Source organism: Biformimicrobium ophioploci (assembly GCF_030270605.1).
Lineage (GTDB): Bacteria > Pseudomonadota > Gammaproteobacteria > Pseudomonadales > Cellvibrionaceae > Biformimicrobium > Biformimicrobium ophioploci.
This window is the reverse complement of sequence record NZ_BSYJ01000002.1, coordinates 606,975-629,428: the sequence shown is the minus strand read 5'-3', so window position 1 is coordinate 629,428 and position 22,454 is coordinate 606,975. Positions and strand designations below refer to the sequence as shown.

Sequence of the window (22,454 nt, the reverse complement as noted above, 5' to 3'; positions counted from 1 at the left end):
GCCGGCAATGAACGCAGGATACCGATTCCCGCTCCACCGTGCCAACGCCAGACCCGGGAACTGACGCACCTGCATGCTGCCAGGGCCGCTCAATCAATAGCCCGCCGCACAGCCGTCCTTGCGTGATTCGGAGGCGCCGGAATAGACGCCGTTGTCGTTGCGCATGATGGCCTGATAGCCACCAAAGTCGCCGCGCGCGTATCTCAACCGATGCCCCATATCGGCAAGCCGGGTTCGGGTAGAGGGTGAATACCCCCTTTCCAGGCTGAGGCTGCCGCCATCCGCCATCAATTCTCCGGTAGGCTCGCTCGAACCATTGTGCAGGATCCTGGCGGCATCCCCGGCCTCCTGCAGGTTCATTCCGTAGTCCACCAGGTTGATCACGACCTGCGCGTGCATCTGCGGCTGTGCGGCGCCCCCCATAACTCCAAAACTGACCCAGGGCCGGCCGCCACGCGTGATGAACGCGGGAATAATCGTGTGAAACGGGCGTTTGCCCGGGGCGTATACATTGGGGTGGTTGTCCGCAAGACTGAACATTTCACCGCGGTTCTGCAGGCAGAAGCCCAGACCCGGCGGCGTCATGCCTGATCCCATGCCGCGGTAGTTACTCTGGATCAGGGAAACCATATTGCCCTGTTCATCGGCAGTGGTGAGATACACGGTGTCACCCCGCCCGAGTGCCGGGTTGCCGGAGGCGACACGGTCCGCGGCCCGCAGCGGGTCAATCAGTGATCGCCGCTGCCCGGCGTATTCCCTGGAAATCAATGCATCTACCGGGACATCGGCGAAATCCGGGTCAGCATAGAAACGCGCGCGATCTTCGAACGCCAGCTTCTTGGCCTCGGTAAACAGGTGGACAAAATCCGCCCCGAAGCGATCGAGCTGCGCCAGCTCGTAGCCCTCGAGAATGTTCAGTATCTGCAGTGCGGCAATACCCTGCCCGTTGGGTGGCAGTTCCCAGACTTCACAGCCGCGATAACTGGTGCTGACAGGCTGCACCCAGTCAGAATGGTGTGAAGCCAGGTCCTCGACGGTGAGGAATCCACCATTTTCATTCAGGTACGAAGCGATCGTGCGAGCAATGTCACCGGTATAGAACGCATCGCGGCCGCCATCCGCGATGGCGCGGTAGGTTTCCGAAAGCGCGGGATTGCGGAAAATATCGCCCTCTTCCGGTGCGGCACCGCCGGGCGCGAACACCTCGAGAAAACCCGGGAATTCGGCCAGCGCCTTGATATTTTCCGCCCATTCATGCGCGATCAACTGGGTTACCGGAAAGCCGGACTTTCCGTATTCAATCGCAGGCGCGAACAGGTCGGCAAAGGGCAGCCGGCCGAACCGACTATGCAAGGTGCACCAGCCGTCGACCGCGCCCGGCACCGATACACTCAACGGGCCACGCTCGGGCATGCGTGTGATGCCACGCTCACGCAGCGCTTCGAGCGACAGGCCCCGAGGAGAACGTCCTGAGGCATTCAACCCCACCAACGCCTTCTCCGAAGCATCCCAGACCAGAGCAAAAAGGTCCCCACCTACACCGCATCCGGTCGGCTCGACCAGCCCCAGCAATGCATTGGCTGCAATCGCCGCATCCATGGCACTTCCGCCCCGCCTGAGCATATCCAGCGCCACTTGCGTCGCCAGCGGCTGGCTGGTTGCGGCCATACCCCGGCGCCCGAGCACCATCGAGCGGCTCGCAAATTCTGCCCCACAAACCCGGTCAAACCCCATAGCCTTCCCTTAATTTATGTAAATAGGCGCCTGCAGCGCCGGCGGATCGTTTATTCTTCCTGTATCCGGATGGACTTGCATGCCAGCTGCGCCCGCAGAGTGAGCGATTCGATCCGCATCAAGGTCATAATTGACAGTGCCTTAAATAAACTACATCCGTTGAATTATGTCGATGCGTCGCATTGCCCTGTCGCTTTTCGCTTTAATAACAATGTTGATTATTGTTATCAGCGCACTCTGGATCGCGCGACACAGCTGGCTGCAACCCGCAGCCAACCACTGGCTGCAGAAGCACGGCATCGAACTCACCCATGTTGGGGACACACGGATCGGAGCGCAAGCCACTCACATTGGCTCCGCTGAAGTAACGCTTCGCAACCTCTATCGCCTACGCCTTTCAGGCATCAATATCGACAATGCCGGCCTGTGGGCCGCAGCGCCTCACTACACAATCCGCATCCGGCACACCGCCGTTGAAGAGGTACACGGGCAGACACCAGTGCAGGCCCCCGCGACACAGGATTCGAAGCTGTTACCGGCGCTGCCGGTTACGGACCTGCTCAAGGCTCTGGGCAGTGTGCCGCAGTTATCGCTGGCCATTGAATCACTGAGTTTGCCCGGTATCCGGGACCATGTCTCGGCAACACTACTGCGTGATACGCAACAGCAGAATTACCAGCTGGCGGTAACCCACCCGCTGCATCAACTGTCCGTCGATCTCGATCTCGGCGCCGACCAACGCGAGGGCCTGCTGGCAAGCGTCCGCTTTCACCCCTCAGAGCCAGGCGACAAACCCACACTGCACACAACGCTTGAGCTCCAGAAACAAAAGCGGGACTGGATCGCCGAGCTGCGCGGCGGGGCCAGTCCAACAGCAAGAATCAGTGCGGGCAGATGGCGCCTGAGCGGCCACACGATTTTCTCTGCGCACTGGCGATTTACCGACAACCTGACTGACCTCAGTGCAATACGCGCACTGCAGGCTTCCGTCGCCGCCAAGCCGCTACAGGCCACCAATGCCGACACTGGCAAGACTTTCACCATCACCAGCGCGGGCCCTGTCACCCTGCGCCAGTTGGGCCAGCTGTCACTCGAAAGCCCGTTCAATATCGAACTGGCTACGGTCGGCCCTCAGGCGATTGCATTGCCTGCCGCGGACACCGGCAATCAACCATGGCCGGATGCCATAAGACAGATAGGCCTCACTGCGCCCACCCGCATTGACCTGGCCCTGCCTCAACCGGCAAAGATTACTGCCAGCTTCAGCACTGGCATTACAGAAATCATCGCACCGTCTACCAGCGTTTCACTGACCGGTTCCAGTTCGGGGTCCGATTCGGAACAGCTCCTCGAAATAGACACCGGCGAAGTTGCATGCCATCCGATGTCACGGCAATGCCGTGTGCAGGATGTAGAACTCCCGATCGACTGGCTGACATTGCCAAACCTCGAATTAACTGACGGAAAACTGCAGGTACGGGAATTACGGGTAGAGGGTGATGTGGCGCATATCGATTTCAGTAGCCGTGCGCTGAGCGCAAGATCCCATGGGAAAACCATTACCGCCCCAGAAGTCAACGGCTCCATACGCCTCGCCGGGGATCAATTGCACGGGCAACTGAACCTGAGTGTCGCCCAGCATGCGCGCCTCAAAATCGAGGGTACACATTCACTGGAAAAGCATGTGGGCGAGGTAACATTCGCCGTTCCGTCCATAGAGTTTTCAGAAAAACAATCACTCGCCAACCTGGTCAAAGGCCTGCCCGTTAATCTTCTACATGGCACTCTCTCCGGCAAGGGGGCTGTCGACTGGAGCCCGCACACACTGAAAGCGACGCTGGATCTGGACGCATCGCAGCTCGCGATTACACACCGCGACAGTTTCGCAACAGGGCTCAGCACCAGCGGTCGGATCGAGTATGACGGTTCTGCCGGAGCCGTTCGCTATGCGCTGCCACTTACGATCAAAAAATTCGACCCGGGTATCCCGATTGAAAATATTAAAATGCGGGTCGTCGCAAGAGGAAGTAATAAATTACCCCGTATCGAACAATTCGGGGCCAGGCTTCTCGACGGCGACGTCAGCGCACCGCTTCTTGTGCCGGGTGATGAAGGAGTCTTCCCCGTGACTGTCAACGGACTGCGCCTCGGGGCACTCGGGGATGCTCTGGCGATGAAAGGACTCTCCATGACGGGAACAGTCGACCTGCAACTACCCCTCAGCTTTACCGATGGCGGCGTGATCGTCGAGGATGGCAAGCTGCGCAGCCACGCGCCCGGCGGTGAACTGCGTTACTATGGCGCCTTCTCGCCGGGGACGCTGGCAAGCAACGCGCAACTGGCCTTGCTTGCCGGAGCGCTGGAGGATTACCACTTCCGGGAGCTGACGGGCAGCATCGACTACCCCACATCAGGTGACCTCAGGCTCGGGCTGCGGCTCGTCGGGAAAAGCGCCTCACTGGATAAAAATCGCGACTTGATCCTTAACCTGAATGTGGAGAACAACATTCTGCAGATGTTGCGATCACTACAGGCCAGCCGCGATCTGACGGAATCGCTGGAAGACAGCCTGCGATAGAGGCAGGTTCAGGCACGATTCAGAAACAATAACCTAATCTTTAACTGGTCATGGCTACGGCCAGCCTGCCCGTGTAAAGGCGGGTCGAGCAAAGGGAGAGAGTGATGAAATCAAACGCCTTGCTGGCGCTGTTGTTAGCGGCTGGCATCACCGCCGGCTGTACACCGACGGTTGCGGTCCAGGCCCCGAGCGAGCCGATAACCGTCAACCTGAACGTCAAGATTGAGCACGAAATCCGTGTCAAGGTAGACCGCGAACTCGAAGAACTCATCTCTGACGAAGACGATATTTTCTAGGAGGGAATCATGAAGAAATTTCAGGGAGCGCTATTGATCCTGTGCCTTGCCCTGTCACTGCCCGCGGTGGCGCTGACACTCAAGGACGCCCAGGCCCAGGGACTGGTCGGTGAGGCCAACAGTGGCTACATCGCCGTCATTCGTGCCGAGGAAGGGGTGGATAAACTGGTGGCGAAGGTCAACCACGCCCGGCGCAAGAAATATGCGGAGATCGCCAAGCGCAACAACATTTCCGTCGAACAGGTTGCTGCCCGTGCAGCAGAGAAACTCGAAGCACGCCTGCAGAAAGGCCAGTACTATGAGAACGCACAGGGCAACTGGGTGCGGAAATAGAATCGGGGCGCAAACAGCTTGAACGAAAAAGCCCGCAAAATGCGGGCTTTCATCCGGTAAACGCGTTTGCGTATCCGACAGTGCTACATATTGGCAAACAGCGAGTGGCTATCCAGCCCCTGCTTTTCCATCATCTCGCGCAGGCGCTTCAGCGCATCCACCTGGATCTGGCGCACCCGCTCGCGAGTCAGGCCGATTTCCCGGCCAACTTCTTCCAGGGTACTGGCTTCAAAGCCACGCAGACCAAACCGACGGCTTACCACTTCGCGCTGTTTTTCCGGCAACTCGGTCAACCAGCGGTCAATGCTGTCGAACAGGTCAGAGTCCTGCAAAAGCTCGGCCGGGTCTGACACTTGCTGGTCCGGGATGGTATCCACCAGCGTCTTTTCCGAAGTCGGCCCGATCGGGGTATCCACTGAGGTCACCCGCTCGTTCAGACCGAGCATACGCTCAACGTCTTCAACAGGTTTCTCCAGCAGGTTGGCGATTTCTTCAGGGCTCGGCTCATGGTCCAGCTTCTGGGCCAGCTCGCGCGCTGCTCGCAGGTAAACATTGAGCTCCTTGACCACGTGAATGGGCAGCCGGATCGTGCGGGTCTGGTTCATGATGGCCCGCTCGATGGTCTGACGAATCCACCAGGTTGCATAGGTCGAGAAGCGGAACCCTCGCTCAGGATCAAACTTCTCCACCGCCCGGATCAGGCCGAGATTGCCTTCCTCGATCAGGTCCAGCAGCGCAAGGCCGCGACTGACGTAACGTCGTGCAATCTTGACCACCAGGCGAAGGTTACTCTCGATCATCCGCTTGCGCGCTGCACCATCGCCGCGCAATGCCTTGCGCGCATAGTAGACCTCTTCCTCCGCCGACAGCAGCGGTGAAAATCCGATCTCATTCAGGTAGAGCTGGGTAGCGTCCAGCGATTTTGCGAATCGTCCGTTACCATCATCCAGAATCCGCTTGGATTTGCTGGCATCACGGTTGGTACTGATAGTGGTACTTATCGAACGTACCTTGGTACTTTTCTTGCGTTTCTGTTTTGGCTTGGCGGGAGCTTCGGAACCAGTCTCTGGTGCCTCGGCCCGGTTGGTTACATTCTCTTTTTCTGCAGATAAATCCTGCTGCTGTTGCGCTTCCATATCCCCAACTCCTCGTAACTCCGACTGCATTTAATCAATGCTCACGAAGCAAGTTCGTTGTTGCTCTATCCCGAACCTTGCTGGATACAGGGGACTTCATGTCTCCCTACCACACGTACCTGCAACGACGGAATCAAAATCCATTTATTATTTGCGCAGTAAAACTGTTGGCACTGCTGGCCGAATATTTAATCCGAACGCCTAGCGCGGTCTCAGGTATGCCATAGGGTCAACCGGATTGCCATTATGGCGGATTTCAAAGTGCAGTTTATTGCGGTCTGTGCCACTTGAGCCCAACTCCGCAATTTTCTGGCCCGCTTTGATCCGCTCGCCCTCACCGACAAGTAACCTGTCGTTGTGGGCGTAAGCACTAAGGTATTCCTCGGTGTGCTTGATAATGAGCAGGTTGCCGTAGCCCCTGAGCGCACTGCCGGCGTAAATCACTGTGCCATCAGCCGCTGCCAAGACAGGTTCCCCCTTTTGTCCGGCGATATCAACACCCTTGTGTGGAGCACTGCCGCTACGGAACCTGCTCAGAATTCGGCCGTTACTCGGCCAGTGCCAGGTAATGGCATGCTTGGCGGTGGGCGCGGGCGGCGGGGATTTCTTCTTCGGTGTTAAATATTTTAAGCGCTTATTTGCGGACGCAGTCCGCTTGACCGCAGACGGGGCGCGCTTGGCCGACGCGCGCAGTGCGCTGCCGGATGACGGGATGGAGGCCTGCGAAGCCGCCGCCTCACCGCGTAGGCGCAGCTTTTGTCCGGGGAAAATCTCGTAACTCCGGCCAATGCCATTAATGGCCGCGAGTTGCCTGTAATCTTTGCCATACCTCCAGGCTATGGAGTACAAAGTCTCCCCTTTTCCCACAATATGGTAGGAAATATTTCTCGGCGGTGGCGGTTCCAGGGATTCTGTTGGAGCAAGAGTACCGCTGCAGGCAGCCAGAGCCACAACCAAAAGGAGCAAGGTAAAAATCTTCACCGATTTACCGGTTTCGCAAGTTGCGAATCTGCACTGCCCCAAACTGCCCTGCCCCACTAAATGTGAAAGTTTTGTGAATTCTTTATTCTATTTTCCGATCAAAAAACCCGGTTTATCGGAAAATTGTATAACGAAAAGTAATCAGAATGCCTTTTAAAAGCCCGTCGGCACCCGCTTTTCCGATATTCCGTCCTGCCGCTGACGCATATGTGCTTCCGTGTGCGCCATCGGGACGCCAGTGTTAAACATTTTGCGAACCCGTTTGACCAGCGCTGTCATAACCCAGCTTTTCGATCAGTATCACCAGCGCGGCACCAACCAGCGCGGCCACACATGCGGCAACGAGGTAGGAAGGCTGCCCTGTTTCGGTAGCAAACACCCACGGCGGCACATTGCTCATCAGTTCAATCCGCGCGCCCTCGCCCTCTCCACCGCCAGCGCTTGCCAGCTTCCAGGGCCAGACGATTTTCAGGCTACCGATCAGGATGCCAACAAGAAACGCCAGCGTCACATTGTGAAAATGGTGCAGCAGCCATACCAACACCCTGCTGAACAGCATCAGCCCGGTGATTGCACCGAGACCCACGAAGATCAGTTTGCCCAGATCGAAGTTGTGCACCGCTTCCAGCACATCGGGATAGAGCCCCACGATCAATAAGATGAACGCCCCGGAAATGCCGGGCAGGATCATCGCGCAAATCGCGATACATCCACCGAGAAAGAGGTTGAGGGGAGTTGGTGAGACCTCAGTCGGCCGCAGTTCGCTGACCGCGAATGCCAGCAGTAACCCCAGCACCAGCGCGACCCAGTCACGCCAGGCCCACTTGCCCATCTTGCGCGACAGCGGGAGCACAGACGCCAGGATCAACCCGAAAAAGAAGGCCCAGACGACGATCGGGTAGTGCTCGAGCCCCAGACTGATAACCTTGGCCAGGGTGAAAATGCTGAGGAGCACACCGGCAAACAGTGCCAGCAGGAAATTGCCATTGCACTGCTTCCAAGCAGCGGCAATGCCGTCGCTGAACAGGGTGCGAACGGTCTTGACCCCGAGGCTGCTGAGTGATTCCAGCAGCTCTTCATAGATCCCGGTGATAAAGGCGATGGTGCCCCCGGACACGCCGGGCACCACATCTGCCGCACCCATCGCAGCACCCTTCGCCGCGACCCCAAGATAATGCTTGTTCATATTAAGTGTCTTTTTATGTATCTATCGTGTCGCGCCGCTGTACGACCGTTCTCGGCCGTCGCACTGTCGGCGCTTACTGGCGCACAACACCAGCAACCAGGGGCACGAAACGCACCGGCTCCACCCGCTCCACTGTGAACTTATCACTGTCGCCCTCTCGCGTGACCACAGTAAGGTGCTGGATGTCGCTGCCGACGGGGATCACCAGCACGCCGTCCGGCGCCAACTGGCTCTTTAGTTCCGCGGGGATGGTTGCCGGTGCGGCGGCAGACAGGATGGCGTCGAACGGTGCTTCTTCTGCCCAGCCAAGGCTGCCATCGCTCAAGCGGAATTCCACCGAGCGCAACCCGAGCTCACCCAGCAGTTTTCTGGCTTTTAAGAGAAGGGGCTCAATGCGCTCCACGGAATACAGTTTTTCAACCAGTGGCGCCAGAATGGCGGTCTGGTAACCGGAACCTGTACCCACTTCCAGTACCTTGTCCAGGCGCTTGGCGCGCTGGATCAGCAGCTCCGTCATGCGGGCCACAATATAGGGCTGGGAAATGGTCTGGCCAAAGCCGATCGGAAGGGCGGTATCTTCGTAAGCCCTGATTGCCAGGGCCTCCTCAATAAAAAGGTGTCTGGGGGTATTTGCCATGACTTCCAGCACCCGCGCATCAGAGATGCCCTCGTCGGCGAGACGCTGTATCAGGCGGTTGCGTGTACGTTGCGAGGTCATTCCGACCCCTTCGACTCTCAGCCGATCCACGGCAAGTTCTCCATTACCAAGTGTTTTTATTATTGCCTGACGCTACCGAATCCCCAATTTGCCCGGCAGCGCTCCGTGACCGTGAGGTAGATCACGGGAACCATGGAACTATATCACCAATTGGCGGATTTAAGCCCCTGCCGCCCCAAGGTTATTGAGCTGTGCAAACTCGCCCAGCACAGCGGTCGCGAAGGCGCCCACCGGCAATGCAAATTCGAGTACCAGATCGTTGCCGTCCAGTTCAAAGCGAAAGCTGTGTGGCGACAGTACCAGCGAGCGGCGCTCCTGCTGCAAACCGGCATGCTCGAGCATATCTGCCCAGCCAGGCCAGCCTCCGATAACGGTTGCTTCCAGTTCCCCCTGGGCACCGGTTGCCAGGTTACGGCCACGCCCCCAGAGTGGGCCGCTCGGGCCGTCTTCGCACTCCCCCTCCAGCCGGTCGCGCCAGTTACCGGCACGCACACGCTCAGCCAGAACCTGATTGAAAAGCCAGCTGCGCGCTGCCGACAGCGCAAAGCCGCGCTTTTTCCGGTCACGAATCCGCCCGCCCTCCACCAGCTTCAGCGCCAGATCCAGGTTGTTGCCGCCACGGCCAAAGCGCTGTTCACCAAAATAATTGGGGATACCGGCAGATATTTCCTGCAGGCGGTTTTCAAGGCCCGCCAGCTCGCCGGTGAGGTTGCGCAGGCGAATCTTGAAACGGTTACCCTGGTGCTCACCCCGTCTCAGCTTGCGTGGCGCCCGTTGGGCCTGCAATATTTCCGCACCCTCGATCTGCCAGTCCTGCCATTTGGGGGTCTGCCGCTGCGCAAGCCAGATACTGAACCACTGTGTCGTTACTGCGTGGCGATCCTTGAGGCCGGCATAGCCAACATCCATCTCACGAACGCCAGCCGCCCTGGCCATTTCCGCCGCAACCCAGCCGGTATTTGCGCCGCGTTTGCGGACCTGCAGCCAAAGGTGTTCACCTTCCGTTTCCGCGGGTGGCAGCATGATTTCATCGACGCAAAAGTCTTCCGGCTCCGAGCGGAAGTCAGCAGTTACTAACGGGCCGTTCCAGCAGCGAGGCCAATCCAGGGGCCAGGAAGAGGAAGAAGCGGAAGTCGAATCAGATGCTGTCATGGTAAGCCCGAACCAGTACAGCCGCCTGGACTGCAATGCCTTCACCGCGGCCAGTGAAGCCGAGTTTCTCCGTGGTGGTCGCCTTTACGCTGACCTCGTCCACCGGTACACCCAGGTCCTCTGCAATATTTGCACGCATGGCATCAATATGGGGGGCCATCTTCGGCGCCTGTGCAATCACGGTAATATCGGCGTTAGCGAGCACATACCCCTTATCCCGGATCAGCCCATAAACATGGCGCAGCAGCACGCGGCTGTCGGCACCGGCGTACTGCGCATCGGTATCGGGAAAATGCCTGCCGATATCACCCAGTGCCAGCGCTCCGAGCAGCGCATCGGCAAGCGCATGCAACAGGACATCACCATCGGAGTGCGCGACCAGGCCCTGTGCAAACGGAATCCGCACACCACCGAGTGTGACGTGGTCTCCCGGGCCGAATGCATGCACGTCAAAGCCCTGCCCGATCCTGATCATTTGCCTGTCCTTAAATTGTTTCTTTTGTCTTGTGTTTGCCTGACCCAGGTCAGAAGGTACGCGTTCAGGACTGGCGCCGGGTTGCCAGAATGAATTCGGCAAGAGGCAGGTCTTCCGGCACCGTCACCTTGATATTGGTGCGGCTGCCCGGCACCAGGCGGGGGCTGAAGCCCGCAGCTTCCAATGCACTGGCTTCGTCGGTCACTGCCACTCCGTCCGCCAGTGCCTGCTCCAGCGCATGGCGCAACAATGCCACCGGCGCCCGCTGTGGCGTCTGCGCAAGCCAGATCCGGCTGCGGTCCAGGGTCCGCTCGATTTCGGTCTCGCCTGCACTGCGCACCTGTTTCACGGTGTCGCTGACCGGCAGCGCGAGGATTGCCCCATGCGGCGCCTCCCCGTCCATCAGGCGCTCCACATCCGCAACCGCGATACAGGGACGGGCTGCGTCATGCACCAGCACCTCAGCGCCCAGGGCGGCATGTTTTTCCAGATAGCGGAGGCCGGCGAGGACCGAGTCCGCGCGTTCGGCACCACCAGCTACACGATGTATGCGTGGGTCATTGGCTTCCGGCAGCGCTTCGAACCAGCAGTCTGCATCGGCGACACAGACGGCAATGCCGGCAATGCCGGGCCAGGAAAGGATATTTTCGAGGGTATGGGACAACAGCGGGTGGCCCGCCAGGGGCAGGTACTGTTTGGGGATCTCCCTTCCCATGCGCGCGCCTATGCCGGCTGCAGGCACCAGCACCCAGCGCTCTGTCTGCTGTTCGACAGTCACTCCGAATCTGCCTTATCGTCCACAAAGATAAACAGGGTTTCACCTTCCCGGATCATTCCCAGGTCGTGCCGTGCACGCGCCTCGATGCCCTGGGTGCCCTGCTTGAGGTTTAGCACTTCCTGCAGCAACTGGCGATTTTCAGCCACCAGCGCAGCATTCTTCTGCTGCTGCTGGGCAATTTCACGCTCCAGCCGGGAGACTTCCGCGAGGCTGCCCTCGCCCACCCAGAGGCGGTACTGGGTCGCGATCAGCATGACGGTCAGCAGTGCGATCAGCCATTTCATAGCGGGAAGGCGCAAATTATTGAAAGATAAGGGAAAGATACCGGAATGGGCGCGTGAGGAGAAGCGCGAAACGAGGCCCCCAAAATCAGGGCCCCGATCAACAGATGCCGATGGTATTAGGACTTGAATTCCGCGATGCCGCGGTACGGTGCACCGCCATCAAGCTCAGCTTCGATACGTAGCAGACGGTTGTACTTGGCTACGCGATCGGAGCGGCACAGGGAACCGGTCTTGATCTGGCCAGCCGCTGTGGCAACCGCCAGGTCCGCAATGGTGGTGTCCTCGGTCTCACCGGAACGGTGGGAAATCACCGCGGTGTAGCCGGCGTCCTTGGCCATCTGGATGGCATCCAGGGTCTCGGACAGGGAACCGATCTGGTTGAACTTGATCAGGATGGAGTTGCCCACACCCATTTCGATACCGCGCTTGAGGATGCTGGTGTTGGTTACGAACAGGTCGTCACCAACCAGCTGTACCTTGCTGCCGATTTTGTCGGTCAGGATCTTCCAGCCGCCCCAGTCGCTCTCATCCATGCCATCTTCGATGGAGATGATCGGGTACTTGTTGGACAGCTCCGCCAGGTAACTGGCAAAACCTTCACTGTCGAACTGCTTGCCTTCGCCGGACAGGTCGTAATTGCCGCCCTTGTAGAATTCGGAAGAAGCACAGTCCAGTGCCAGGGTGATGTCGTCGCCCAGCTTGTAGCCGGCTTTTTCAACCGCCTCGGCAATCACTTCCAGAGCCGCTTCGTTGGACGGCAGGTTCGGGGCGAAGCCACCTTCATCACCAACAGAGGTGCTGAGGCCGCGGTCGTGCAGGACCTTCTTCAGGGCGTGGAAAATTTCCGCACCCTGGCGCAGCGCTTCGGCAAAGGTCGGCGCCTTGACCGGCTGCACCATGAACTCCTGGATGTCGACATTGTTGTCCGCGTGCTCACCACCATTGAGGATGTTCATCATCGGCACCGGCATGGTGTACTGGCCAGCGGTGCCGTTCACTTCAGCGATGTGCTGGTACAGCGGCATTTTCTTGGCAACGGCAGCAGCCTTGGCCGCAGCCAGGGAAACCGCAAGAATCGCATTGGCGCCCAGCACAGATTTGTTTTCGGTACCGTCGGCATCGATCATGGTCTTGTCCAGTGCGCGCTGGTCGGTCGCATCCATACCGACGAGCAGCTCGGCGATGGTGGTGTTGATATTCTCAACGGCCTTCAGCACACCCTTGCCCAGATAGCGGGACTTGTCGCCGTCACGCAGTTCAAGTGCTTCGCGTGAGCCAGTGGACGCGCCAGACGGTGCACAGGCAGAACCGACTGCGCCGCACTCCAGAATCACGTCTGCATTGACAGTCGGGTTACCGCGACTGTCCATCACCTCAAAGGCTTTGATCGCAACGATTTTGCTCATTCACTGGCTCCTTAAAACCGAAAGTTGGGTGCCGCGCCGGAGATCACCGGCGGGCGGGTCTTGAGTGTAAGTGTTATTGGGTTTTATCTGTTTTTTCTATTTGGTGTCGAGGGGTTCGAGCCCCTTGACCAGGTCGTCCACCGCCTTCATCTGCGCGAGGAACGGCTCCAGCCTGTCCAGCGCCAGCGCACTGGGACCGTCGCACAGCGCCTTGTCCGGATTCGGGTGCGCCTCCAGGAACAGGCCGGCGATACCAATTGCGAGGCCGGCACGGCCCAGCTCGGTGACCTGTGCGCGACGGCCACCGGATGCCGCACCGGAAGGGTCGCGCATCTGCAGGGAGTGGGTCACATCGAAAATCAGCGGCGCGCCGCCGGTGGAGTCGATCATGGTACGGAAACCGAGCATGTCGACAACCAGGTTGTCATAGCCAAAACAGCTGCCGCGCTCACACAGGATTACCTGCTCGTTGCCACCCTCGGCGAACTTGGCGACGATATTCGCCATTTGCGGCGGGCTCATAAACTGCGGCTTCTTGATATTGATCACCGCGCCGGTCTTTGCCATCGCCGCAACCAGATCGGTCTGGCGGGCCAGGAAAGCCGGCAACTGGATAACGTCTACCACTTCAGCAACGGGTGCTGCCTGCTCTGGTTCGTGTACATCGGTAATCAGCGGCACATTGAAAGTGCGCTTGATTTCCTCAAAAATCCTCAGACCCTCTTCCATACCGGGACCGCGATAAGAATGAATCGAGGAGCGGTTGGCCTTGTCGAATGACGCCTTGAATACGTACGGAATGCCCAGCTTTTCCGTGACCTGTACGTAGTGCTCAGCAACCTGCATGGCAAGGTCGCGGGATTCCAGCACGTTCATGCCGCCGAACAGGGTCATCGGCCGATCGTTGGCGACATCCAGCGCGCCGACGCGAACGGTTTTCATTGTGCTCATGCCAATTCCTTCTCTGGCAACGGTCAGGCTACTGCGGCCCTGAACCGATTATTTGGATTCGCGATTGGCCAGCGCAGCCTTGACGAAACTTTCAAACAGCGGGTGACCGTCACGCGGTGTGGAAGTGAATTCCGGGTGGAACTGGCACGCCACAAACCAGGGGTGATCCGGCAGCTCCACCATTTCTACCAGCGCGTCGTCCGCGGACCAGCCGCCAATGCGCAGGCCGCCCTGCTGCAGGCGATCGACATAATTGTTGTTCACTTCGTAGCGGTGGCGGTGGCGCTCGACGATCACATCCTGGCCGTAGATTTCCTTCGCCTTGGAGTCGTTCGCCAGGCGACACTCCTGGCCGCCAAGACGCATGGTACCGCCAAGGTCCGATGATTCGTCGCGCTGCTCTGTCTTGCCTTCGGCATCCACCCACTCAGTGATCAGGGCCACTACCGGGTGCGGGGACTTGGTGTCGAACTCGGTGCTATTGGCTCCCTTGAGCCCCAGCACGTTGCGTGCAAACTCGATGATCACGGACTGCATGCCGAGGCAGATACCCAGGTACGGCACATTATTTTCACGCGCGTACTGCACCGCCATCAGCTTGCCTTCGAGGCCACGCTCGCCGAAACCGCCGGGTACCAGGATGGCATCGGCATCCTTGAGGATATCGATGCCCTTCTCTTCCACATCTTCGGAATTGATAAAATCGAAATTGACCCGGGTCTTGGTATGGATACCCGCGTGGGTCAGCGCCTCGATGAGGGACTTGTACGCATCCAGCAACTCCATGTACTTGCCAACCATGGCAATTTTCACTTCGTTGACCGGGTTCAGTTTGCCGTCGACAACGCGATCCCATTCGGACAGGTCCGGCTCCGGCACATCCAGCTGCAGCTTTTCAACAATAATGCGGTCGAGGCCATAGCTGTGCAGCAGGCGCGGGATGGAGTAGATGGTCTTGGCATCCGGCACCGGCACTACTGCGCGCTCTTCCACGTTAGTAAACAGCGCGATCTTGCGACGCGAGTCCGCATCGACCTCGCGCTCGGAGCGACACAGCAGCACGTCCGGCTGCAGGCCGATGGAGCGCAGCTCTTTCACGGAGTGCTGGGTGGGTTTGGTCTTGGTCTCACCGGCCGTATTCAGGTACGGCACATAGCTCAGGTGAATCAGCGCGGCGCGATTACTGCCCAGTTCCACTTTCAGCTGGCGCACCGCTTCCAGGAACGGCTGCGACTCGATATCACCTACGGTGCCGCCGATTTCCGCAATGGCCACATCGACATCGCGACCACCTTCCAGCACGCGGCGCTTGATCTCGTCGGTGATGTGCGGAATCACCTGCACGGTGCCGCCGAGGTAGTCGCCACGGCGTTCCTTGCGCAGCACGGTTTCATAGACGCGGCCGGTGGTGAAGTTGTTGCGCTTGGACATGCGCGTGCGCACGAAGCGCTCGTAGTGGCCGAGGTCCAGGTCCGTCTCGGCGCCGTCCTCGGTCACGTAGACCTCACCGTGCTGGAACGGGCTCATGGTGCCCGGATCAACGTTGATGTACGGATCCAGCTTGAGGATGGTGACCTTGAGGCCGCGGGCTTCCAGGATGGCCGCGAGAGAAGCGGAGGCGATACCTTTCCCCAAAGAGGAAACCACGCCACCAGTAACAAAGATATAGCGCGTCATTTAAGACCTTGCAGTTGAACCTAGTCGAATACCAATACGCAAAAGCCGGACCCGTCGGGGCCTGGCTCAGGCACTTCACAAAATGGGCTTCGCCGAAAGTCTAGCTAGCACAGCCGGCGATCAGAAATCAGACGACGGTACCCGGAAAAGGGTTTTCCGAGGCTCCGTAAGATGGGACGCCAGACTACCAGAAAGCGCCCGGTGACTCAATCTGGAGATGCTCCCTCCGGGGCGATTGGCAGCCAGCGGAAACGGCTGCGCCCCGCCACGCCGGTGACGAACAGGTCACCCACCGCCAGTAGCTCATCATCCCGATATACAAGGGGCACGCGATCCCGCAGCCAGGGCTCCAGGCCATACTCCTGCAACAGTTTTTTCAACTGCTGTGAGTGGCGCCGGCCCTCGGGTTTGGCCCTTTCCCCGCCCCTGCGCAACTGTACCCGGTAGTCCCCGGGCGGCCCCTGGCAATACAGTAGCCCGCCACCAGGCAATGGCAGGGGTGCCTGTCCGTCCCAGGGCACAGACCAGCCGGTATCCGACAAAGCCAACTCGGCCAACGGGGCCAGCAGGTAGATACGCCCGTCGTACCGCCGAAGTTCCAGAGTGCCGAGCGACACTCGCGGGCTGGCCTCTGCACCGGCCTCGCACAGCTGGCGCAGCGCTTCCTCCAGCCGAACTGTCTCCGGTGCTTTCTCGTCCTGCGCCTGCACCCAGTGACGAATCAGGTTCTTGCGTCGGGCCTGTGACAGACCGTCCCAGGAAGCAAAATCAATGCTGCTCCCCAGGTGCTCTGCTCGCTGTCCGCATGCCAATAGGTCCAGCTGCCCCAGTTCATCCAGCAGTACCGCAGCCTCCTGCTGGTGCGCTGCGGCCCGTGACAGCGCTCGTGCCACCGGCCAGCGGCCAGCCAGCAGCGGCATCACCCGCCGCCTCAGAAAATTGCGGTCCAGGCCCTCATCGGCGTTACTCTCGTCCTCAATCCAGCTGAGGCCAGATTGCCGCGCATAGGCTTCAAGTTCGTTTCGCGTGTACTCCAGCAATGGCCGGAGAACCCCAGTTTGCGCCAGTGCGCCCCCGCCCAGAGGTCTGGATCTGCGCATACCACCCAGGCCTTTAACGCCAGCACCGCGCAATAACCTGAACAACACGGTTTCTGCCTGATCGTCCGCGTGGTGGCCGAGCAGCAACAAATCTCCAGGCACCAGCGTTTCCGCAAATGCCCCATGACGTGCCTCACGCGCTGCCTGCTCAAGACCTCCCCCAGCCGGATTGACCGTCACCCGACGCGCCATAAATGGCACCCCCAGCATTTCCGCCTGGGCCGAGCAATGCGCCTGCCAGGCATCCGCATTCGGGGACAGTCCGTGATTGACATGAATGGCACGTACAGGCACACCGGCGGCCACCAGCAGGTGCAACAGCACGCTGGAATCCAGGCCTCCGCTGAAGGCCACCCAACGGGTGCCCTGAAACGGACTGGACAGGACCTCTGCCCGGACTTTTTCGGCACTGACATTCATTCGTACATGGTCTGGTATGCGCCGCCGGGGTGCAAGCCCGGCTACTCAAGGTTCAACTCAGGTGTTAAATTGTGCGTCACGACACAAAATGACAAAAACAATCCTAATAACAGTTCCTAGAGGTGCGCCAAATGGTCCAGCTTGTCGTCGATTCCGGGTGTGACCTGCCGGATGAATTCCTGCGCAAATTCAACATCCCTGTGCTGCCGCACACTGTGAGCTTCGGCAAGGAAGAATTCGGGGATCAACGCAACCCCGCGCAGATGTCCCACTTCTACACCATGTCGCTGGTGGACAGCTCTCACCAGATTGTGACGGGGCCTGCGCCGGAGCCGGAGATCGAGGCGATTCTGCAGCGCCTGCGCAAGACCGCTGACCGCGATATCGTGGTGCAGACCATCAACAGCACCAACAGCCCGACCTATGCCAACCTGCGCAAGGTAGCCAGCAAGATGAATGACGGGCAGGAATCCGCGCAAGTACACCCGGTAGACTCCCACACGCTGTTCTCCGGCCAGGGACTGCTCGCGCTCTACACCCTGTCACTGATCCAGAAGGGCTTCAGTGGCGAGGAAATCCGGGAAAAAGCGGAAACCTTCGGCCGCAAGACCTGGGGCTTTGCCGCGATAAAGGATGTCTATTACCTGCGCAAGCGCGCCCGTAGTAAGAACGAGGACAGTGTCGGCTGGCTCAAGGCCATGATGGCGCGCCTGTTCGACCTGCACCCGATCATCGGCATCCATCATGAACAGACCGCAGTACAGGCGACCACACGCGGATTCGACCAGTGCACGGAAAAGCTGTTCGATCTGGCGATCGAAAAGATCCAGCAGGGCAAGCTGATCCTGCCCGCAGTGGTGGTCAGTATTGCCGGCAAGCTTGAGGATATCGACAAGACACCGGGGTTCAGGCGCTTCGAGGCGGTTGCCCGGGAGCACAAGGTCAAGGTTTACAAATCCCTGATGAGCCTGTCCGGCGGCATCAACCTCGGCCCGGGCACTGTCGCCCTCGCGCTGGCAGAAGAGGACAAATAGCCCCCACCTTTCCCGCTCTCCCATAATGCCGGGCCACTGGCCCGGCATGCCCCTCCTATTTGGTACTTGCCCCGCACCACTTGTGCAGCAGACACGCCAACTTATGCACCAACCTGGTGCGCCACGGCTATACAAGAGCATTCTGGCGCCTGCGCGTTGCTAATATTCCTGCAATAACTGACGATCAGGGTGCGGGCAGGGAAGTCCGCGCAAAATCGGCCCGAATTCTGCATTAACAATTCCACAGGGCAACCGCGCACAGAGAAGCAAAGCTATCGAAACACACGGAGAGATACTTTCCATGCAGCATTCGCCGGAACCCGCATCGGAATTGGCGCAGGAATTGGCAGGACCACAACGCCTGGTATTTACCGACCTGGACGGTTCCCTGCTCGATCATCATACCTATCAGCACGATGCGGCCAGAGATGCACTCAAGGCACTGCAACAAAGGCACATTCCGGTCATTCCGGTGACCAGCAAAACCCGACCCGAGGTAGAAAAGCTCGCGCGTACTCTGCCATTTTCAGGCCCGATGATTGTCGAGAACGGCGCAGCTGTGCTGATCCCACAGTCATTGGTCCAGGCTTGTCCATCCGGCGCTGAGAAGTCGGGCGCGTTCTGGCTACGGGCTTTCTGCGCGCCGCGGCAGCACTGGGTCGATATGGTCCAGCAGCTGGGCAGCGAATTTCGCGATGAGTTCTTCGGGCTTGCCGGTGCAGATGCAACAACTGTCGCCGAAATCACCGGACTTGCACCGGCCGACGCCCTTCTCGCCAATACCCGCGCCTATTCCGAACCGCTCCTGTGGCAATCCAGTGCCGCCCGGCGGGATCTCTTTATCCAGCGCATCAGTAGTCTCGATGGCCGCGCCCAGATTGGCGGGCGTCTCGTTTCGGTCAGTGGCGACGCGGACAAGGGCAAGGCCATTGCGTGGCTGCGGGACATAATCGCGACAGAAACTGGCCGTCCTGTTCTCGACCTTGCCCTCGGTGACGGCGAAAACGACGTCCCGATGCTGGAAGTGACCAGTAGCGCTGTGGCAATTCGCTCGCCAAACCATAAATTTCCGCGCCTCCGACGTACTGACGGCCTATATTTCAGCAAGCGGTGCGGCCCGGAGGGTTGGGCGGAAGGTGTATTCCGGTGGCTGGAGATGACAGATCACACGGACGCCAATACCCCCAAAACAGATAACAATCAGACCAAGGACGAAGCGCTATGGGAGACTTCTACCAGAACGGAATAATCACCACCCTGCACAACCTTTCCCGGCGATCGGTCGACTCCATGGAGGCAGACCTGGTCGAATTCGCCAAAAAGCGGCCCATGGGACTGGTACTCCCCTCGCTGTTCTCGGAAATCACCGGGCCTGCACTGCCAAAGATCGTAGAAGAACTGCAGCAGGTTCCCTACCTCAACGAGATCGTCATCGGTCTCGATCGCGCAGATGAAAAGCAATACCGGCATGCGCTGGAATTTTTCTGCACCCTGCCGCAGCACCACCGGGTCCTCTGGAATGATGGCCCGCGCCTGAAAAAACTCGATGCCGAACTGAGTCGCTTCGACCTGGCGCCAAAGGAAATGGGCAAGGGGCGCAATGTCTGGTACTGCATGGGGTATGTGCTCGCATCCGGCCGCACGGAATCCATTGCCCTGCACGACTGCGACATCCTCACCTATGACCGCTCCCTGCTGGCGCGGCTGATCTACCCGGTTGCCAACCCGCGCTTCAACTATGAGTTCTGCAAGGGGTTCTACGCCCGGGTCGCCGACGGCAAGATCAATGGCCGGGTCAGCCGTTTGCTGGTCACCCCGATGCTGCGCGCGCTCAAAAAGGTCTTTGGTGAAATCGAATACCTGTCCTTCATGGACAGCTTCCGCTATCCGCTGGCCGGAGAATTTTCCTTCCGCCGCGATGTACTCACCGATATCCGCATTCCCAGCGACTGGGGCCTGGAAATCGGCGTTCTGTCCGAGATGTACCGCAACTACTCCAACAACCGCCTGTGCCAGGCGGACATTGCGGACACTTACGACCACAAGCACCAGGTACTGTCAGAAGACAACGATGCCGGCGGCCTCAGCAAGATGTCCATCGACATCTGCAAGGCGCTGTTCCGCAAACTGGCGACCCAGGGCATTACGTTCAATGCGGAAACCTTCCGTTCGCTCAAGGCAAGCTACTACCGCATCGCGCTGGATTTCGTGGAAACCTACCACAACGACGCCGTGATGAATGGCCTCACGCTGGATATCCATCATGAGGAGAAAGCGGTCGAACTGTTTGCACAGAACATCATGAAGGCCGGCCAGGCCTTCCTCGATCGGCCCATGGAGCGCCCGTTCATACCAGGCTGGAGCCGGGTCGTCAGCGCCATCCCGGATGTGATGGAGCAGTTGTACGACGCGGTCGAGCAGGATAACCGGGAATTCGGGTATACGCGGTGAGTGTGACGACCTACCCGCCCCAACCAACGCTTCAGTTCCTGCGCGATCGGGTAAACCACCACCTCGAGCGCATTTATGCGGACGTGGACGAATTCGAGATTTCCCCGCAGCTCGGCGATGAACTGCTGCAGATCATGGGCATCTCCGACGATGTTTGCGAGGCGCCGCAACACCGCAACCTGTGGGACCAGCAGGATGTATTCGTGATCTGCTATGGCGACAGCCTCCTGGCGGGGCACGACATACCGCCACTGGAGGTACTACAGCACTTCCTCGAGACCCACAGCGACGGACTGCTCGGGGGTGTGCATATATTGCCGTTTTTCCCCTGGAGTTCCGATGACGGTTTTGCGGTGCTGGACTACTCCAGTGTCAATGAATCCCTGGGCACCTGGCACGATATCGAGGCCATTTCCGAGCGCTATGACCTGATGGCAGACCTGGTGATCAACCACTGCTCTTCGAGAAGCCTGTGGTTCCAGAACTATCTGCAGGGCAAGTCACCGGGCAAGGACTTTTTCTATGAAGCGGACCCGGACGCGGACCTGGGCGCGGTGGTGCGCCCCCGCACTTCGCCGTTACTGAAAAAAGTCGAAACGGTAAACGGCGAAAAGCATGTCTGGTGCACATTTGGCCACGACCAGGTTGACCTGAATTTCCGCAACCCAGAGGTCCTTAAGCAGATGGTTTCGATCATCCGCTTTTACCTCGAGCGCGGCGTGCGGGTATTCCGCCTGGATGCCGTGGCATTCCTTTGGAAAATCCCAGGCACCAGCTGCCTCAACCTGGAAGAGACGCATGAAATTGTGCGTCTTTTACGGGTACTGATTGAGCACTGGCGTTGCGATGCGATCCTGATCACCGAGACCAATATCCCCAACCGGGAAAACCTTTCCTATTTCGGTAACGCCAACGAAGCACACTGCGTCTACAACTTTTCACTGCCACCACTGCTGGTCAACACCCTGATTACCGGTAACTGCAATTACCTGCGCCAGTGGCTGATGAGCCTGCCCCCTGCCCAGAACGGCACGGCCTATTTCAACTTTATCGCGTCCCACGATGGCATCGGCCTGCGCCCCACTGAAGGTATTCTTTCCGATCGGGAAATTTCCGCACTGATCGAGACCATGGAAGCGTTCGGCGGGCGGGTGTCCTACCGCGCGCTGGACAACGGCGTGCAGAAACCCTACGAAATCAATATCAGCCTGTTCGATGCGCTACAGGGCACGGTGCACGGCAAGGACTCGCTCGGCATGCAGCGCTTCCTCTGCGCGCACGCGATCATGCTGGCACTGGAAGGTATCCCGGCGATCTATATCCATAGCCTGCTGGGTACACGCAACGATTACGCGCGCATGGAACACGCCGGCCACAACCGCGCCATCAACCGGCACCAGTGGGACTACGGCAAGCTGGAGACAGCGCTGGCCGACCCGGACTCGGATCACTGCAAGGTCTTTGAGGGTATCAAGCGGCTGGTAGCCATCCGGCGCGAGCAACCGGCATTCCACCCCAATGCCACGCAGTTTACGCTGCAGCTGGGGCGCACGCTGGTGGGCTTCTGGCGCCAGAGCATGGACCGGCGCCAGAGTATCTTCTGTGTCAGCAATGTGGCGAGAAAGGCGCGCAAGCTGGCGCTGTCGGACCTGAACCTGATTGAAACGGATCAGTGGGTGGATCTGGTTTCCGGGGAAGCGCTGGAGGATATCCGGGGTTACATCACCATTGAGCCTTATCAGACTTTGTGGATTTGTAACTGAG

Annotated in this window: 20 protein-coding genes; 7 read left to right on the top strand and 13 right to left on the bottom strand. The window is 59.0% G+C overall.

Translation table 11 applies throughout. From position 1 onward, the window contains the following. Positions 1-93 precede the first annotated feature (93 nt). Positions 94-1,734, bottom strand: coding sequence for a gamma-glutamyltransferase (gene ggt, locus QSJ80_RS06160; RefSeq protein WP_285763530.1), 1,641 nt, complete (start codon positions 1,732-1,734; stop codon positions 94-96). A 211-nt stretch (positions 1,735-1,945) separates the two neighbouring features. Between ggt and QSJ80_RS06155 the strand changes: the two genes are divergently transcribed. From QSJ80_RS06155 to QSJ80_RS06145, 3 genes are all read left to right on the top strand, one after another. Next, positions 1,946-4,312 carry an intermembrane phospholipid transport protein YdbH family protein gene (locus QSJ80_RS06155; RefSeq protein WP_285763529.1) on the top strand — a complete coding sequence of 789 codons (2,367 nt, stop codon included), beginning with the start codon at positions 1,946-1,948 and terminating at the stop codon, positions 4,310-4,312. A 104-nt stretch (positions 4,313-4,416) separates the two neighbouring features. Beyond that, the gene (locus QSJ80_RS06150) at positions 4,417-4,608 is read left to right on the top strand and encodes a YnbE family lipoprotein (RefSeq protein WP_285763528.1); all 192 of its coding nucleotides are present in this window, start codon (positions 4,417-4,419) and stop codon (positions 4,606-4,608) included. 9 nt (positions 4,609-4,617) lie between these two features. Further along, complete coding sequence (locus tag QSJ80_RS06145) at positions 4,618-4,941, top strand: YdbL family probable chaperone protein (protein WP_285763527.1); 324 nt, start codon at positions 4,618-4,620, stop codon at positions 4,939-4,941. Between the two features lie 83 nt (positions 4,942-5,024). Here the strand turns inward: QSJ80_RS06145 and rpoS are convergent, their stop codons facing one another. From rpoS to tilS, 12 genes are all read right to left on the bottom strand, one after another. Continuing rightward, positions 5,025-6,077: an RNA polymerase sigma factor RpoS gene (gene rpoS, locus QSJ80_RS06140; protein WP_285763525.1), complete on the bottom strand. Its 1,053-nt coding sequence runs from the start codon at positions 6,075-6,077 to the stop codon at positions 5,025-5,027. A gap of 201 nt (positions 6,078-6,278) precedes the next feature. After that, positions 6,279-7,058, bottom strand: a complete 780-nt coding sequence (locus tag QSJ80_RS06135) for a peptidoglycan DD-metalloendopeptidase family protein (RefSeq protein WP_285763523.1) — start codon at positions 7,056-7,058, stop codon at positions 6,279-6,281. Between the two features lie 241 nt (positions 7,059-7,299). Beyond that, on the bottom strand, positions 7,300-8,244 hold the full coding sequence (locus QSJ80_RS06130) for a DUF368 domain-containing protein (protein ID WP_285763522.1): 945 nt from the start codon (positions 8,242-8,244) through the stop codon (positions 7,300-7,302). Positions 8,245-8,317: 73 nt separating this feature from the next. Further along, entirely contained in the window at positions 8,318-8,962 is a 645-nt protein-coding gene (locus QSJ80_RS06125; RefSeq protein WP_285763521.1) for a protein-L-isoaspartate(D-aspartate) O-methyltransferase, read from the bottom strand. Positions 8,963-9,121: 159 nt separating this feature from the next. Next, positions 9,122-10,114 carry a tRNA pseudouridine(13) synthase TruD gene (gene truD / locus QSJ80_RS06120; RefSeq protein ID WP_285763519.1) on the bottom strand — a complete coding sequence of 331 codons (993 nt, stop codon included), beginning with the start codon at positions 10,112-10,114 and terminating at the stop codon, positions 9,122-9,124. After that, entirely contained in the window at positions 10,101-10,586 is a 486-nt protein-coding gene (gene ispF / locus QSJ80_RS06115) for a 2-C-methyl-D-erythritol 2,4-cyclodiphosphate synthase (protein WP_285763662.1), read from the bottom strand. Before ispF ends, truD begins: the two co-directional genes overlap by 14 nt. A gap of 67 nt (positions 10,587-10,653) precedes the next feature. Beyond that, positions 10,654-11,367 carry a 2-C-methyl-D-erythritol 4-phosphate cytidylyltransferase gene (gene ispD, locus QSJ80_RS06110; RefSeq protein ID WP_285763518.1) on the bottom strand — a complete coding sequence of 238 codons (714 nt, stop codon included), beginning with the start codon at positions 11,365-11,367 and terminating at the stop codon, positions 10,654-10,656. Further along, positions 11,364-11,651, bottom strand: a complete 288-nt coding sequence (locus tag QSJ80_RS06105; protein WP_285763516.1) for a septum formation initiator family protein — start codon at positions 11,649-11,651, stop codon at positions 11,364-11,366. Before QSJ80_RS06105 ends, ispD begins: the two co-directional genes overlap by 4 nt. A 116-nt stretch (positions 11,652-11,767) precedes the next feature. Beyond that, the gene (gene eno / locus QSJ80_RS06100; RefSeq protein WP_285763515.1) at positions 11,768-13,057 is read right to left on the bottom strand and encodes a phosphopyruvate hydratase; all 1,290 of its coding nucleotides are present in this window, start codon (positions 13,055-13,057) and stop codon (positions 11,768-11,770) included. Positions 13,058-13,153: 96 nt separating this feature from the next. Beyond that, on the bottom strand, positions 13,154-13,999 hold the full coding sequence (kdsA, locus tag QSJ80_RS06095; protein ID WP_285763661.1) for a 3-deoxy-8-phosphooctulonate synthase: 846 nt from the start codon (positions 13,997-13,999) through the stop codon (positions 13,154-13,156). Positions 14,000-14,056: 57 nt separating this feature from the next. Beyond that, positions 14,057-15,685: a CTP synthase gene (gene pyrG / locus QSJ80_RS06090; RefSeq protein ID WP_285763514.1), complete on the bottom strand. Its 1,629-nt coding sequence runs from the start codon at positions 15,683-15,685 to the stop codon at positions 14,057-14,059. Positions 15,686-15,891: 206 nt separating this feature from the next. Continuing rightward, positions 15,892-17,205 (bottom strand): tRNA lysidine(34) synthetase TilS, encoded by a 1,314-nt coding sequence (tilS, locus tag QSJ80_RS06085; RefSeq protein WP_285763513.1) that lies wholly within the window; start codon positions 17,203-17,205, stop codon positions 15,892-15,894. 131 nt (positions 17,206-17,336) lie between these two features. On the opposite strand from tilS, the gene QSJ80_RS06080 reads away from it, so the two are divergent. The 4 genes from QSJ80_RS06080 to QSJ80_RS06065 all read left to right on the top strand — a co-directional run bounded on the left by QSJ80_RS06080 (position 17,337) and on the right by QSJ80_RS06065 (position 22,453). Next, a complete protein-coding gene (locus QSJ80_RS06080) occupies positions 17,337-18,239 on the top strand; it encodes a DegV family protein (protein ID WP_285763512.1) in 903 nt (300 codons plus the stop codon). Positions 18,240-18,540: 301 nt separating this feature from the next. Then, on the top strand, positions 18,541-19,488 hold the full coding sequence (locus QSJ80_RS06075) for an HAD-IIB family hydrolase (protein WP_285763510.1): 948 nt from the start codon (positions 18,541-18,543) through the stop codon (positions 19,486-19,488). Continuing rightward, positions 19,461-20,690: a glycosyltransferase family protein gene (locus tag QSJ80_RS06070; RefSeq protein ID WP_285763508.1), complete on the top strand. Its 1,230-nt coding sequence runs from the start codon at positions 19,461-19,463 to the stop codon at positions 20,688-20,690. The genes QSJ80_RS06075 and QSJ80_RS06070 overlap by 28 nt, the downstream gene beginning before the upstream one ends. Then, complete coding sequence (locus QSJ80_RS06065; protein ID WP_285763506.1) at positions 20,687-22,453, top strand: sugar phosphorylase; 1,767 nt, start codon at positions 20,687-20,689, stop codon at positions 22,451-22,453. The genes QSJ80_RS06070 and QSJ80_RS06065 overlap by 4 nt, the downstream gene beginning before the upstream one ends. Position 22,454 lies beyond the last annotated feature (1 nt).